We start from the raw sequence: 13985 nt of genomic DNA on the forward strand, positions 1-13985 counted from the left end.
TTAAATCCGTAGCGGCTTGTGCGAAGTTCGTATAAACGCGGTCGAAAATTTCCGCTTATGGAACTCTATGGAAAAAGAAAGAATATTGCGGTTCTTATTTTGCTTTAAGATTCCCACTTTTGAATCGATCATCAAATTCAAACAGGCGACTCTTCATAGAATTCTAAAATACTAATAAAAATTCTCTATCGAATCTTTTGTATTCGCTCTCGGATAGAACGCAGGTTTTTATTTTGGATAAGGCGGTTCTAATAAGAGGAGGGCTTTTGTTTTGTTCTTATCTGTCTTCTTTCAGAAAGGATTCAACGAGAGAAAGAAAGTGATTTCCTCTTTCTTCAAAATTCTTATATTGATCGAAGCTCGCGCAAGCGGGAGAAAAAACGACCGAAGAGATTTGGATTCCATTCTCTAAATGAATTTGAAAAGTTTCTTCTTGAGTAGGGGATGAATTTGTTTTTCCATTCTTTAGGATCGTAAAAGCTTCCTCTAAGGTTTCCACTGCGAAGAGTTTGGCTCCGATGAGTTTTCGAATCCCTTCTTCCCAAACGGGACGGCCTTCCCCGATGAGAATCACACAGCCGATTCCTTGTATTAGGAAATCATAAAGTGGTTTTGGGTCCTCTTGTTTCGGCCTTCCGCCTAAAATGAGACAGGTATGCTCTCGTTTCTTCCAAGTGGACATTCCCGCGAGCATACTATGAAGATTTGTCGATTTAGAATCGTTGATAAACGAAAAGCCGTTTTTCTCTCCTGCGATTTGAAAACGATGTGGAAGACCTTTGAAGAGTGGGATCTGATATTGAATCGATTCCGGTTTTCCTCCGATCGCTTCGGCTGCAAGAATGGAAGCCGCGAGATTCTCTCGATTGTGAGTTCCGGGAAGATGAAACAGAGAAAGATCGTATTCGAATTTTGCAGTACGGATCTTCAGAGAATTCTCATCTAAGAACGCATCCGCTTCCGGGATTCTTCCAAAACTCAAAAGTTTACACTGAAACTCTACGGTGTTCAGGATTCTTTCTTTGATCTTCTGCGAAACGATCAGAGAATGATTTTGATTTTTAAGATCCGCGATCTTTAACTTTGCTTGGAAATAATTTTCCATAGTCTTGTGTCTTTCTAAATGATCGGGTGCAAGATTTAAAAATACGGACGCGTTTAATTGGAGAGGAGAGGAGTCATCTAATTGATAGCTGGAAAGTTCGAGAACCGCTAACGAGATCGGCTCCTTACAAAAGGAAGTGAATGGAATTCCGAGATTGCCGCCTTCTCTCAGATCCGGAAAATCCTTTTTCAAAAGATGAGCCGTGAGCGCAGTCGTCGTCGACTTCCCGTCCGTTCCGGTGATTCCTATGATTCTTCCCTGGAAGAAATGTCTTCCGAGATCGATTTCCGAAAACACAGGAATTCCTTTTTCTTTTGCAAAGAGAAGAATCGGATGAGTTGGTAAAATACCCGGAGACTTTATGATAAGAGAGATTGGAGGAAGAGAATTGGGTTCGGTAGAATCCGAAAGAAAAGCGATTCGGCTTGAAGTCGGAGGGTTTCGATCACAGAGAATGGGATCCGCTCCCAGAGTGATCAAAAGATCCAATGCAGAATTTCCGGAGATTCCTCCACCAAGAACGAGAGTCTTCTGGTCTTTTAGGGACTCGGGAAATTTCATTTTTTGACCGTTGAACAGTGATTGACAGGTTATTTTCACCCCCGATAGTTGTCAGTAGCAAAAACTTAAGGATATTCCCTTGCTCGATCACAAAGTACGCGACGGTGTTTTGATTGTTTATCTCAAAGGACGTTTGGATGTTTCCATCGCCAATGAAGTAGAGGAAAATCTGAATGATCTGATCGACAATCAAGGTCATAAAAAAGTAATTCTGAATATGCAGGAAGTGGATTATATGTCTTCGTCCGGTTTCAGAGCTTGTATCTCCACCCTTAGAAAGCTCAACTCCAAAGAGGGTGCATTAAAGATTAGTAATATAAAACCTGCAGTCAAACGTATCTTTGACGTAATCGAACTTACCTCTCTTTTTGACATTCGCGAAACTGAAGAAGAGGCTTTGAAATCTTTCTAAGCTTCTGATGTCTTCCACTCAATTGCACCGGGTTCTCCGGGAAATCATCGCCACCAAACAAAACGAAATCAAAGTGACTCCGAGTTTCGATCCGATTCCCTATAAAGGACTCGGACTTCGGGAATCGCTCAGAAGTCGTAACTTCTCGATCATCGCGGAATGTAAAAAGAAAAGCCCTTCCGCCGGTGAAATTCGTTCCGAATATGATCCGGTAAAAATTGCGAGCACTTATGAAGATTGTGGAGCTTCTGCGATTTCGGTTTTGACGGATCGAGATTATTTCGGTGGTTCCCTGGAAGATCTGAAGAATGTTTCTTCCAAAGTAAGAATTCCCGTTTTGAGAAAGGACTTTATTTTAGACGAGGTTCAGATACGAGAAGCAAGGGCCTACGGCGCTTCCGCGATTCTTCTCATCGTAAGAATTTTGACTCCGGAGCAAATCAAGACATTCTTAAAATCCGCTTCTTCTTTAGGAATGGACAGTCTTGTGGAAGTTCACACTTCGGAAGAAGCAAAGTTAGCCCTGGATTGCGGCGCGGAAATTATTGGAATCAATACGAGAGACTTGGACACGTTTCAAATTCATCAGAATCTTGTGGAGGAAGTTTCCTCTTTCTTGCCGCCTAACGTTATTAAGGTGGGGGAGTCCGGTGTTAAGAATCGTTCCGATCTGGATAACTTTCGAAAGCTCGTGGACGCCGCATTGATCGGAACCTATTTTATGGAAAAATCCGATATTCACAAAGCTTGGTTGGAGTTATTTTAGAATTTTTGCATATAGATTCATTGCTTCCGACAAATCATCCCACCGAAAAAAATCTTGCGTCGGACTTTAAGTCCGTTTTGTGGTAAACTTCTGCTTGATCTTTATTTCTAAGAATTTCTAAAAAGTTTTTTAAAACCCCGGAATCTTCCACTGATTGGCAAAAGATTTGCTTCGCGAATCCCTTGTTATATAGACATTTATCAATCGCATGGATCGAATTTTAGAATGGAAATTCTCGTAATCTGAGAATCCATTTGCCGAGAGAGGTGAGAAATTTATGATTCGATACGGAGTTTTCTGGTTCCTTCTTCTTATTTTTGCGTTTTTGAATGCAACGATAAGAGAACTTACTTATAAAAATCTATTCGGGGAATTTTTATCGCATCAAATTTCGGTTTTCACCGGAATCCTTCTTCTGAGCATTCCGATTGCCGGAATTGCAAAATACTTTCCATTTTCAAATGCGAAACAGTCGATTGTCATCGGAATCGTCTGGGTGGTTCTTACCGAACTTTTTGAATATACGATGATCGTCTTCTGGTCCAAAAAACCGATTTCCGAATTCTTTCACGCACACGATGTTTTTCAAGGCGAACTCTGGATTCTTTTCTTAATCTGGATCGCGTTGGCTCCTTTTTTCTTTTTTAAAATCTTAAATCGCTCTTAGAGAAACATGGGACTTTCTGTAAATTTTTCGTTTTGTCGTGAATTATTGTTTTGGGGAGTGGGTGCGGCGTTTATGCGAAGTTCGTATAAACGCAGACTTTAAGGTGGAGTCGGGTTTTGTCGGAACTACGACAACGAGAAGAATTTGTTTTTTAGTGATTGATTCGCACTTATACGAAGTTCGTCTAAACGCGGTCATTTTCGAGGAAGTCCGATCTTGTCGGAACTTCGACAACGAGAAGAATTTGTTTTTTAGTGATTGATTTGCACTTATACGAAGTTCGCCTAAACAAACAAAAGTGGTCATAACTTAGGAATCTTTTTGATCAAAGGCTCGTTAATGTTCCGCATTTTCATTTGGAGTTTATGCGAAGTTCGCCTAAACGGCAACATTTAAGATATAGCCAACTCCTGTCGTAGTTCCTACAATAAGAATCTGACCTTTACTGATGAATTTAATATTCTGTGAAGTTACTATTAACACCGACATTTAAGATGAAACCAAATCCTGTCATAACTTCGATAAGAAGAATCTGATTTTTATAGATAATTCATTTTATACGAAGTTCGCCTAAGCACGTGGAATTGTAATAACTTATGAATCCTTTCAATCAAAGACTCGTTCGTAGTTTTTTCCGCTTGGCTTTTTAGGAGATATGCGAAGTTCGTATAAACGCCGCCTTTTACTATAAATCCAACCCTTGTCGCAGCCCCTACAATCAGAATCAACTCCTTCACAAGCTATTCTCCCACTTACGCGAAGTTCGTATAAACGCCGAGCTTTACGGTAAATACAAACCCTTGTCGTAGTTCCGACAATCAGAATCGAATCCTTCACGAGCTTGTCTCCCACTTATACGAAGTTCGTATAAACGCCACCTTCTACTATAAAACCAACTCTTGTCGTAGTTCCGACAATAAGCACCAACTCCTTCACGAGCTTGTCTCCCACTTATACGAAGTTCGTATAAACGCCGCCTTCTACTATAAATCCAACCCTTGTCACAGCCCCTACAATCAGAATCAACTCCTTCACGAGGCTATTCTCCCACTTATGCGAAGTTCGCCTAAACGCCCGACATTTCAGACAAATCCAACAACTCGTTTCTCTAGGCGCTCCTTTGGTTCAAAGAAGAAACAAGGGAACATAAGAATTCTTATAAAAAGAAAAAGTTCTGAAACGCTCTTCAAAAGAATCAAATCAAAACATCTTGATTTTAGGATGGAATTTGACTGTTCATCGGATTCTTTTTTTTCTTCCCTGAAAAATCGCGATTGAAAAGAGTTTTCTCTACGACCCCAGAGAAAAACATCGACTTGTAGGATGATTCCCATGACTCAAGAGACGCTCGGCGAAGTTCAAACCGGAAAGATTCCATTAAAAGGAAGAACCTTAAAAGAACTTTCGGATATCATGTCGTCTCTTGGCGAAAAACCCTTTCGCGCAAAACAGATCTATCACGGTCTCTATGTAAATCGTTACGAATCCTGGGAACAATTCACGACATTCTCCAAAGCGCTCAAAGAAAAGTTAGAAGAACTCTGTTCTCTTACTCGTCTTCACGTTGCAAAACATCTCAAGTCCGTAGACGGAACTCAAAAGTTTACCTTTAGTTCCGAGCCGAACAACGGAAAAGAATTCGAAGCGGTTTGGATTCCCTCCGGCGACGGAGGAAGAAAGACGATCTGTATTTCTTCCCAAGTGGGTTGTACTCTCAACTGTAAATTCTGCGCGACAGCAAAATTGGAGTTTCAAGGTAATCTCAAAGCTCACGAGATCGTAGATCAGATTCTCCAAGTGGAAAGAATCGTAGGCGATAGAGCGACTAACGTTGTTTTTATGGGAATGGGGGAACCGTTTCACAACTATTTCAACGTGATCCGCGCGGCTTCCATCCTTCACGATCCGGACGCTCTCAATCTGGGAGCAAAAAAAATCACGATCTCCACATCCGGGGTCGTCAACGGAATCAGACGTTTTATTGAAAATAAAGAACCTTATAACTTTGCGATCTCCCTCAATCATCCGGATCCAAACGGAAGAAAGGAAATCATGGATATCGAGGAAAAATTCGCACTTCCCGAACTCATACAAGCCGCGAAGGATTTTACGAGAGAATTGAATCGAAGAATCACTTTCGAATACGTTATGATTCCCGGCGTGAACATGGGCCAAGAGAACGCGAATAAGCTCGTGAAGATTGCGAGATCCATGGATTGTAAGATCAACGTGATTCCTCTCAATACCGAATTTTTCGGATGGAGAAGGCCGACGAGGAACGAGGTAGAAGAGTTCATCGCGCTCTTGGAACCGGCCGGAGTTCCGATTCTCAACCGAAGATCTCCCGGAAAAGATATTTTCGGGGCCTGTGGAATGCTCGCCTCAAAAAGTTGACCTCAGTTTTCCTTTTTGAAAAATGGGGGAATGAATCCGAGAAGAATTCTTCTTTTCCTCTTATTAACGATCTTACCTTTTGTTTCCTGTCAGGAATACGTTCAGCAAAAATGCAGCTCTGCTTGTAAGTTCTTTGTTCAGTGCGCGGTGACCACGTTTAAGGACGTGAAAGTTACCGAGCTGGAAAAGAATCAGGCGATGATCGACTGCGAGAGCGGTTGTATCCGAGAACAGAGTTTTGTCCTTCCCTGTTTCGAGTCCGAAACTACATGCAAAGGTTTTAATACCTGCGTCCTCGAATCCGGATTTATGGATTAAAAAAAAGGAATAGAAAATGAATTCAATCACTTCCGATAAACCCTTGATATCCGTCAGAGTTCTCTTTGTTTTTCTTTTGTTCTCGATTCTTCCTTTGCTCTTTACGCTTCCCCTCGACGTGATCGATATCGATTCTTCCCAATACGCTGAGATTTCGAGAGAAATGGTGGAAGGCGGAAATCCGTTTTTTATCCGAGACAACGGAAGAAGATATTTGGATAAGCCGATTCTTACTTTCTGGAAAATTTCTCTTTCCTTTCTTGTCTTCGGTTATCAAAATTTCGCGTTTCGTCTTCCGGCGCTTCTTTTTACGTTTCTTTCCTTCTGGGGAATTTTCAAACTTACTGAATTGTATTCCGGAAGTCGTCTTCGTGCTTGGATCGCGGTATTCTTATATTCTCTTTCACCCGGACTCTACTCGATGGTCGTGGATCCGAAGATCGACGTTTATCTCACTCCGTATCTGATTTTGGTTCACGCATTCTATTATCTGGGTTTTAAGAAGAATCGAAATTATTATTATCTAATGTATTTTGCGATGGGCTTGGGTTTTATCACGAAAGGCCCGATCGCGATGGTGATTCCAGCCTTGTCGATCGGGGGAGATATTCTTTTTAGAAGGGACTGGAAGCGTCTTCTGGAGATGAAATTGTTTCCGGGCGCGTTTCTTGCGATCCTTCCTCCGGTTCTCTGGTCGATTCCTCTTTATCTTGAGTTTCAGACCTACGGCCCTTATTTCTTTTTGTGGATTCAATCCTTTGGAAGATTCTACGTTAAGATGTACAACCAAAAATTCAATCCTCTCTTTTTCTATTCCAACTTTTCTTGGGCGTTCGGAATCTTTATTCTTCCCTTTGCCGGTTTTGTGATCGATCGGGTGAGTAAGTTTTTCAAAGAAGGAAAATCAAAGGGAGTATTTCAGAATATTCTAAAAAACGAATATAAGAATCTGGATTTTGTTCTCGGGTTTTGGCTTTTTCTCTTTTTATTTTTGATCAGCTTTTCAAGATATCAACTTCCTCAGTATATCTACTGGTGTCTTCCCGCCGCGGCCGTAATCGGAGCAGGGGTTTTAGAATCGATTCTTCTTTCTCTGAAAGAATCCAAAGAAGTAGATTTCTTTTTGCGAATCGGAGTCGTTCTTCTTTTGATCACCGCCGGAGCTTTTTTGGTCACGATCTTGATTCTTCCCGTCTTAAGTATTCAAGTCGGTTGGAGTTATCTGATTCTTCCTTTGATTTATTTAGCCGTTTTTATCTGGGTCTTTATTCAAACGGGTAGGGAAGGACGTCTTCTTGCGTCTTGGATCTTTCCCGTGTCTTTGTTTTTTTCCGTCGTGAGTTTGTATCTCTATCCGATGTTGACTTCGTATCAACCTTCGAAAGAGATCGGAACTTTTATTCGGGAGAATGAAGCGGGGAAAGAAAAACTTTTTCTTTTCGGAGTTCCCGCTTCGAAAAGATCCTACGCTTATTACTCTCAGAGAATTTCAAGAACTCTCTTTGATCCCGCGATTTTGGTCGATGCGATTCAAAAGGACGGACAACGTTATCTAATCGTTCAAGACAAATGGGTCGGTAAGATGGATGATTTTTTTGGAAAGGACGTTCAGTTCGAAACTGTAAAAGAATACCCTTCTTATAAAGTAGCGACTCCGGAAGGGAAATTCTTTCTAAAATCACAAAGAGATAAGGTCGCCGGTAAAGTGATTCTGATGCGAGCCACGTTAAAAAAATCCGAGAAAAAATAAGAGTCCTTAAAAAATGATGAGGGGAATTTTCGATTCTCCCGAAAAGTAAAGTAGGCTAAATTGTGAGCCTGGTTTGGTTTTGGTCCCTGGGTTAAACCGGGGACTACTTTTCCCTTCTTCCCTCTCGCCCGAGATATCCTAAGATCCTTTAGTTTTTTTAAATGTGGGAACTCTCACTTTTTTGAAAGTAGGAACTCCTCCGTTTTGCTCAAAAACCCGCCGAACTTCCGTAACATTCTGACTCAAAGCACCGCGCAATAAGAATCGAATTCTACTTGTTCCTACAAAGGATTGAGCCGAAAAAAGCTTGAAATCGGACTTGAAGTCCGTTTGAGATAAGATTACGGGAAAATCGGTCCAAGGAAAATTCTCCCGCGCCTTTTATCCCAATACATTTCAAAAACTCTGAATCAGGTAAAACTATGGAAATGGAAGCGCTCTTAGAAAAACTTTCCAATCCCGCAAAACGAGCGATTTTAACGTTGAAGCTTAGAAAGATCGAAGATTTTTCAAGGTTTACGAAGGATGAAATTACAAAACTTCACGGAATCGGACCCAATGCGCTCGTCTTGATCGAAAAAGAGATGAAGCTTCTCAAGGTGAAATTTAAACAGGGCAAGGAAGCCGTCCGCTCCACGACCAACGCGAAGTTCAAAACGGTCGATCAATACATAGAATCTTTTCCAAAAGAAATCCAAAAAATATTAAACGAAATGAGAAACCTCGTTCGAAAATCGGCGCCGATGGCCGAGGAAAAGATCAGCTACAATATGCCGGCTTTTGCATATAACGGAAATCTTGTCTATTTCGCCGCCTTTAAAAACCACCTCGGATTTTATCCCACTTCCAGCGCGACAAAAGAATTTAAAAAGGATTTATCACCTTATAAATTTTCGAAAGGTGCGATTCAATTTCCTTTGGATAAGAATTTACCGAAAACCCTCATTTCAAAGATCGTAAAGTTTAGGGTCAAAGAAAATACCTGATCACCTTCGCGCCGTGTCCGGAGAATGGGAGCAACTTTGACAACTGGTCTATTCTCGTTTACGGAGGATGTAATCTTTCCGAGGCATATTTTTTAAACGACTATAAACCCTTGCAAGGCAAGATCATCGGAACCCTTCGGAGAATTGACGGTCTTCAATTTAATTGTTTATAATCTTAGAATTTTCCGAACACAAAACTCTAACCAATCCACTTCCAGAGCTTTGAAAAAATAAAAGAATGGAAAGAATCCACCTTACAATGGAACTATATCTATGCTTGTTCAAAATCAAGACGTCAAAAAAAGTATAGGTAGAATTCTACTTGTTCTCTTCTCGTTGATTTTTGTTTTTCATTTTCTTGTCTTAATCCAGGTTATTCCCTATGGGATTGTCTGGGGCGGACGTCTTCAGAATCTGCAGCAGATGTATGCGTTCGAACTTGTTTCCATCGTATTGAATTCATTTTTTCTTTTTGTGATTTTGATGGAGCGAGGTTATATCCGACGTTATTTTTCGAATTCGATTTTAAAATGGATTTTGTGGACGATGTTCGCGTTATTCTCCATAAACACATTCGGAAACTTGAATTCACTCGATCAAATGGAGAGTATTCTTTTTGCGCCGATCACTTTTCTGATCGCGGTGTTTTGTTTTCTTCTGATCTGAAGAAATAAAGAGAAACAAGCAAATTCTGGGCTGACAAAAGACAAACATGACAACTAAAAAATCGAATTCATCTCTTCAAAAGAAAAAAGAGGGCGTGATGATCGAAAAGGACCTCGCACCCGAGTCGTTTCAGGAAATGAAGAGGAAACTTTTGAGTCCTCTCGGATTGGAGCCGACAAATCTTTTTGTCGAAAAGGAAAGCGCGGAATATGGGGCCTGTCGATTCGATCTCATGGATCGAAAGATTGTATTTCGAATAGCCAAGATAACTCCGACTAAAGCCGGCCAATTCGTTACTCTTTGGAAGCGAAAGAAGGGAGGCCCGATTGAACCCTATCATATTCGAGACGATATCGATTACTATATGATCTCCGCCAATATTCAAAACCGTTCCGGACAGTTTATATTTCCGAAAGAAGTTCTCAACGAAAAAGGAATTCTGGCGGGCAAGAAGGCGGGAAAGCGCGGTTTTAGAGTTTATCCCCCTTGGGACGTGTCGCTTAACAAACAGGCGCAAGGAACTCAAGCCTGGCAGTTAAATTATTTTATGGAGAATGATTCTGCTAAACCGAAAGATAAAAAGGCCTTTAGTGATCTTTTACTTTTACGAAAATGAGGAAGGATCGTTTGAATTTTAATCGGTTCTCGTTTTGTTTTTTTATCATAATTATTTGTTTTCTCTTTTCCTGCGATAGAACCGTATACGATCCACAAAAGATAATTTTTAATTCGGAAATTACTCAGCGAAAAAAACATCTTACTAAAAAAAATCTCCCCTTTCTCGGAAAACGCGAAGGATTCGTTTTGCTTCAAGGATTCTTTCATAAAACGGAGATACTGGAAGAGGCAACGAAAGACGGAGAAAAAGGGTATTTGATTTTGAAACCTTTTTCCTTTGTCAGAGAGCCGAATCCGTCTTTAGGTTGGCCTTCTTGGTACGCAATGGACGCCGTGTTGGTCAATGTCGGTTGGATTCCTCTTAGGGGCGTGAATCATAAATATAAGTATCTTTCTTATGAAGATCCCATTATTAGGAATCCGATTTCGATTTACGGATGGATTCGAAACCTATCGAACGCGAACGTTTACGAGAAGGAGGGAGTCGTCCTTCGGAAGCCAAAGACTATAACCGAACTATGGAAAGAAATAGATGAGAAGACGATCGCTTCCGATTCTCCTCCGTACGGATTACACTCTCTCCCGATCTATTTGGATTTGATCGAAGGTCTGTGATATGTTAAAGAGAAGAATAAAAAGATTTGTTTTTCTAAAGCGAAGAAGGCCTTTTGAAAGAGTAGAAGGCTGATTTCAGCGATTCTAAGAATGGAAAGTTATGTCTAAGCAAAAACTTCTGGAATTACTCGCCGACTTGACCTGCCCGATGGATCCTTTTGTTTTTGCGGGTTTCGGATCAAAATACCAAGAAGAATATTTTGCCCAAGAGCTCGACGTTTTCGACATCGAGGAGCGTTATATCGAGACATTTTTGAATTCTTTTGATCTCGATGAAACCGTCTCTGATTTGTTTTCCATTTTTATAACGAAGCCGACTGATTTTTACGAAAACCTGGCTACGAGAAGAGCGGAGGATTGGGATCATTCGGTAAATCTAATGATTTCTAAGGCCGCGGAAAAGAAACCGCCGATGGTCTCGGCGCTCATCGTGCGCTCCATTCGGCAAAACCCGCATCTTCAAAAAAAGTTTGTTGAAATGATCGGCTATTTAGACGTCAAAATTTCCTATCCGATCACGCTCGATCTGGAGTCTTTCTGGAAAGACTTGGATAGAGAGCAAATTGAAATTCTCGATTTTATTCGTTCCGAATTTCCAAATTCTTCCAAACCTTAACTCATTTCGCTTATCAATCCTTATTGAAAACTCTATGGATGATGGGTTGTCTTTGTTTCTTATTTTTAAATCGGGAGCGGAATGATAATCGTATTTCTCTCCTTATAATTCAGTTGTCTCTTTCTCTGCTCTCATAGGATAAAATTTAGAATTTATTATATAATGTATTTATAATTCACCTTTATTAGCAGATTTGAGAAATTAAAATTTATTTCGCAAATTATAATCGGTCCGTTGTTGCCAGGTTGCAAAAGGTGTCGCTGAAAATTCTTTCGGGATCCTTTTAAAAAAATAGAAAGGAACTATCCATGAAACAAAAAACATTTGTATTAACGCTTTGTATTCTCCTCTTTCCGGCTTTGGTTTTTGGAAAAGGAGCAACAAAATACGTAGCGTCTTTGAAAGATTCAACCCAACAAAATGTGAACGCAAGAGGAAGTGTGGACGCGATCCTCGACGACGAAACCAGCAAACTGAAAGTTTCCGGTTCTTACGAATACTTTGGAACGAATGCCACCGATATCCTCGTTCAATTGGAAGGAGTAGAAGCTCCGCTCTGTACTTTCAAACCTCCTTACAACGCAACGAATAGTCCTTGGAAAGATTGGGGATCTTGTGATTTAAACTTGGACCAAAAGAAGGCCTTGAATGCGGGTAAACTCTACATTCTCATCAAAACTATTGGCCGCCCGGAAGGACAAGTGAGAGGAACGATTGCTCCGGAAGCAAAGAAATAATTACCATACAAGAATTTCCATTTATTAATCGATTGAATTCGAGTTTGTCTTAGGCGCTCCCGAAGCCTAAGACAAATCCCTTTTTTGAACCTGCGAGCTTGCGATCACATCTTAGAAAAAAGGTGACTGGCTTATCGAAAGAAGTTTCGCTTCCTTTATAGACTCCAAGGGAGAAGAGCCGAATTCTTATGAAATATTTTTACTTCGTGGATAGCATCGCGATCTTATTGATCGGATTCTATTTTAATCTGGAGGCTCAATACATAGGCTTCCCTTCGGCCGCCGGAGGCGCTACCGAGTTGGAAAGGGCGCAGAGACCTTTGTTTTATCAATACAGTTATCTTTGTTTTTGCACCGGCGTCGCTCTTCTGATTATTTCCTTCAAAACCAACGGATCTCGATGGAGAAATTATTTAAGAATCGGAATTCTATTTTTATTCTTCGTCCTTTCCGCGATCGTATACGGAATCGAACTGAAATATGTTTCTACCTTGCGCGGTGGAGAAGGCGGATGACGTAAAAGCAAGCCCGATTTTACTGGAAACGGACTTAAAGTCCGTAACAACTCTTTTTTACGGAAGAATCCCTTGGTCGGAACAATGAATTCCGAAAATTCAGACTTGAAATCCGAGAGGAAATTTCATTCCAGTCCGATTTCCAAAACGACGGGGCAATGATCGGAAAGTCCATTTTCACTTTCCGGAATTCCGTCAAAGTTTCCGTCGTCTTCCGGAAACGGAAGTTGTCTGAAATTTGCATTCGAGATGGAAAGATCCGTCAGAATAAAATCGATCAGAAACTTGTGTCCCCAGCAGGACTGTTTCACATAACGTCCCGGATTTTTCAAATTCAGGTCTTCGGAAAGAATTTTCCAAGATTTCTTGTCCTTCCCCAAGGGAACGTTCATATCTCCGAATAAAAAATAATCCTTTTTTGGTTTTAGAATTTCGTTTAACGTTCTTAGTTGTCTCGATCTGAGATCCCTGTCTCTTCCTCCATGGCCGGCCTTGAGATGTACGTTTAAAAAGGAATATTTCTTCTTTTCTAGGAAAACTTTCAGCTCGATTCCGCTTCTCAAGCCGGGCTCTAAGGAAAGATTCGGGTGAAGAAGAATTTCGTGGTTCTTAAATTTTTTTTTCCAACAGATCCCGACTTCTTGTTGATAACCGGGAGTTTTTGTAACGGCGCAAGAATAAGAATCGGGAAGAATTTTGAAAACGGCGCTCTCATTCTCCACTTCTTGAAGCGCTAAAATATCGGGATCGATCTTCGAAAGATGCTTTTTGATTTTTTCGAAGTCGGATTCTTTTCTTGGAATTCTTCCTTTTGGAAATTTTTTCTCATCTCCGACCTCGTCGTAGAGAAACATCGCGTTAAAACTCGCCAGTTTTAGTTTTAAATTCTGTGCCTTGAGCGATTCGGCGCCGAGGAGTGCCGCAAAAAAGAGAAGAATCTTCCAAGAAATTCGAAAGGAATCAAGAGTCTGAGATTGAAACATCGAGAGGAGAACTCCTTAGACAGTCAAACTCTCCGAACTTTCTATTTTTTGAATCCAGGTTTTATCAAAAAATTTGATTTTTCTCCGTGAGTCGCCTTACCAACGCTCGGATTTTTTTTTAACTTTCAGAACTTTTTTTAAAACAGATGAAACTTTTGTAATTGATTTCAATTCTCAAATAGCCTTCAAAATAAACGCAAAGAAAAGGCCCTGGATCTTCGTTTACTTGCAATTTTTCACAGAGACAAAAATCCTGTTACCAATACCAATATTGGA

Annotated in this window: 15 protein-coding genes; 13 read left to right on the plus strand and 2 right to left on the minus strand. The window is 40.7% G+C overall.

The features are described from left to right. Nucleotides 1–277 precede the first annotated feature (277 nt). Nucleotides 278–1666, minus strand: a complete 1389-nt coding sequence (murD, locus tag A0128_RS05215) for a UDP-N-acetylmuramoyl-L-alanine--D-glutamate ligase (protein ID WP_069606539.1) — start codon at nt 1664–1666, stop codon at nt 278–280. Nucleotides 1667–1745: 79 nt separating this feature from the next. Between murD and A0128_RS05220 the strand changes: the two genes are divergently transcribed. The 13 genes from A0128_RS05220 (at nt 1746) to A0128_RS05285 (ending at nt 12726) form a co-directional block, all read left to right on the plus strand. Then, a complete protein-coding gene (locus tag A0128_RS05220) occupies nt 1746–2078 on the plus strand; it encodes an STAS domain-containing protein (RefSeq protein WP_069606540.1) in 333 nt (110 codons plus the stop codon). Nucleotides 2079–2085: 7 nt separating this feature from the next. Beyond that, on the plus strand, nt 2086–2844 hold the full coding sequence (locus A0128_RS05225; protein ID WP_069606541.1) for an indole-3-glycerol-phosphate synthase: 759 nt from the start codon (nt 2086–2088) through the stop codon (nt 2842–2844). 277 nt (nt 2845–3121) lie between these two features. Beyond that, on the plus strand, nt 3122–3511 hold the full coding sequence (locus A0128_RS05230) for a hypothetical protein (RefSeq protein ID WP_069606542.1): 390 nt from the start codon (nt 3122–3124) through the stop codon (nt 3509–3511). Nucleotides 3512–4843: 1332 nt separating this feature from the next. After that, the gene (rlmN, locus tag A0128_RS05240) at nt 4844–5905 is read left to right on the plus strand and encodes a dual-specificity RNA methyltransferase RlmN (RefSeq protein WP_069606544.1); all 1062 of its coding nucleotides are present in this window, start codon (nt 4844–4846) and stop codon (nt 5903–5905) included. A 30-nt stretch (nt 5906–5935) separates the two neighbouring features. Continuing rightward, nucleotides 5936–6223: a Cys-rich protein gene (locus A0128_RS05245; RefSeq protein ID WP_069606545.1), complete on the plus strand. Its 288-nt coding sequence runs from the start codon at nt 5936–5938 to the stop codon at nt 6221–6223. A 16-nt stretch (nt 6224–6239) separates the two neighbouring features. Next, nucleotides 6240–7973: an ArnT family glycosyltransferase gene (locus A0128_RS05250; protein ID WP_069606546.1), complete on the plus strand. Its 1734-nt coding sequence runs from the start codon at nt 6240–6242 to the stop codon at nt 7971–7973. Nucleotides 7974–8557: 584 nt separating this feature from the next. After that, on the plus strand, nt 8558–8959 hold the full coding sequence (locus A0128_RS05255; RefSeq protein ID WP_083244199.1) for an iron chaperone: 402 nt from the start codon (nt 8558–8560) through the stop codon (nt 8957–8959). A gap of 273 nt (nt 8960–9232) precedes the next feature. After that, nucleotides 9233–9625, plus strand: coding sequence for a hypothetical protein (locus A0128_RS05260; RefSeq protein WP_069606547.1), 393 nt, complete (start codon nt 9233–9235; stop codon nt 9623–9625). Nucleotides 9626–9722: 97 nt separating this feature from the next. Further along, nucleotides 9723–10241 (plus strand): MepB family protein, encoded by a 519-nt coding sequence (locus A0128_RS05265; protein WP_069609137.1) that lies wholly within the window; start codon nt 9723–9725, stop codon nt 10239–10241. A gap of 188 nt (nt 10242–10429) precedes the next feature. Then, nucleotides 10430–10858 carry an SURF1 family cytochrome oxidase biogenesis protein gene (locus A0128_RS05270; protein ID WP_162274093.1) on the plus strand — a complete coding sequence of 143 codons (429 nt, stop codon included), beginning with the start codon at nt 10430–10432 and terminating at the stop codon, nt 10856–10858. 100 nt (nt 10859–10958) lie between these two features. Then, a complete protein-coding gene (locus A0128_RS05275; RefSeq protein WP_069606549.1) occupies nt 10959–11474 on the plus strand; it encodes a hypothetical protein in 516 nt (171 codons plus the stop codon). A 308-nt stretch (nt 11475–11782) separates the two neighbouring features. Then, the gene (locus A0128_RS05280; protein ID WP_069606550.1) at nt 11783–12211 is read left to right on the plus strand and encodes a CHRD domain-containing protein; all 429 of its coding nucleotides are present in this window, start codon (nt 11783–11785) and stop codon (nt 12209–12211) included. A 188-nt stretch (nt 12212–12399) separates the two neighbouring features. Next, complete coding sequence (locus A0128_RS05285) at nt 12400–12726, plus strand: hypothetical protein (protein ID WP_069606551.1); 327 nt, start codon at nt 12400–12402, stop codon at nt 12724–12726. A gap of 125 nt (nt 12727–12851) precedes the next feature. On the opposite strand, the gene A0128_RS05290 is transcribed toward A0128_RS05285, so the two are convergent. Then, the gene (locus tag A0128_RS05290; protein ID WP_069606552.1) at nt 12852–13709 is read right to left on the minus strand and encodes an endonuclease/exonuclease/phosphatase family protein; all 858 of its coding nucleotides are present in this window, start codon (nt 13707–13709) and stop codon (nt 12852–12854) included. Nucleotides 13710–13985: the final 276 nt, after the last annotated feature.

The organism is Leptospira tipperaryensis, assembly GCF_001729245.1.
In the GTDB taxonomy this organism is placed as follows: domain Bacteria; phylum Spirochaetota; class Leptospiria; order Leptospirales; family Leptospiraceae; genus Leptospira; species Leptospira tipperaryensis.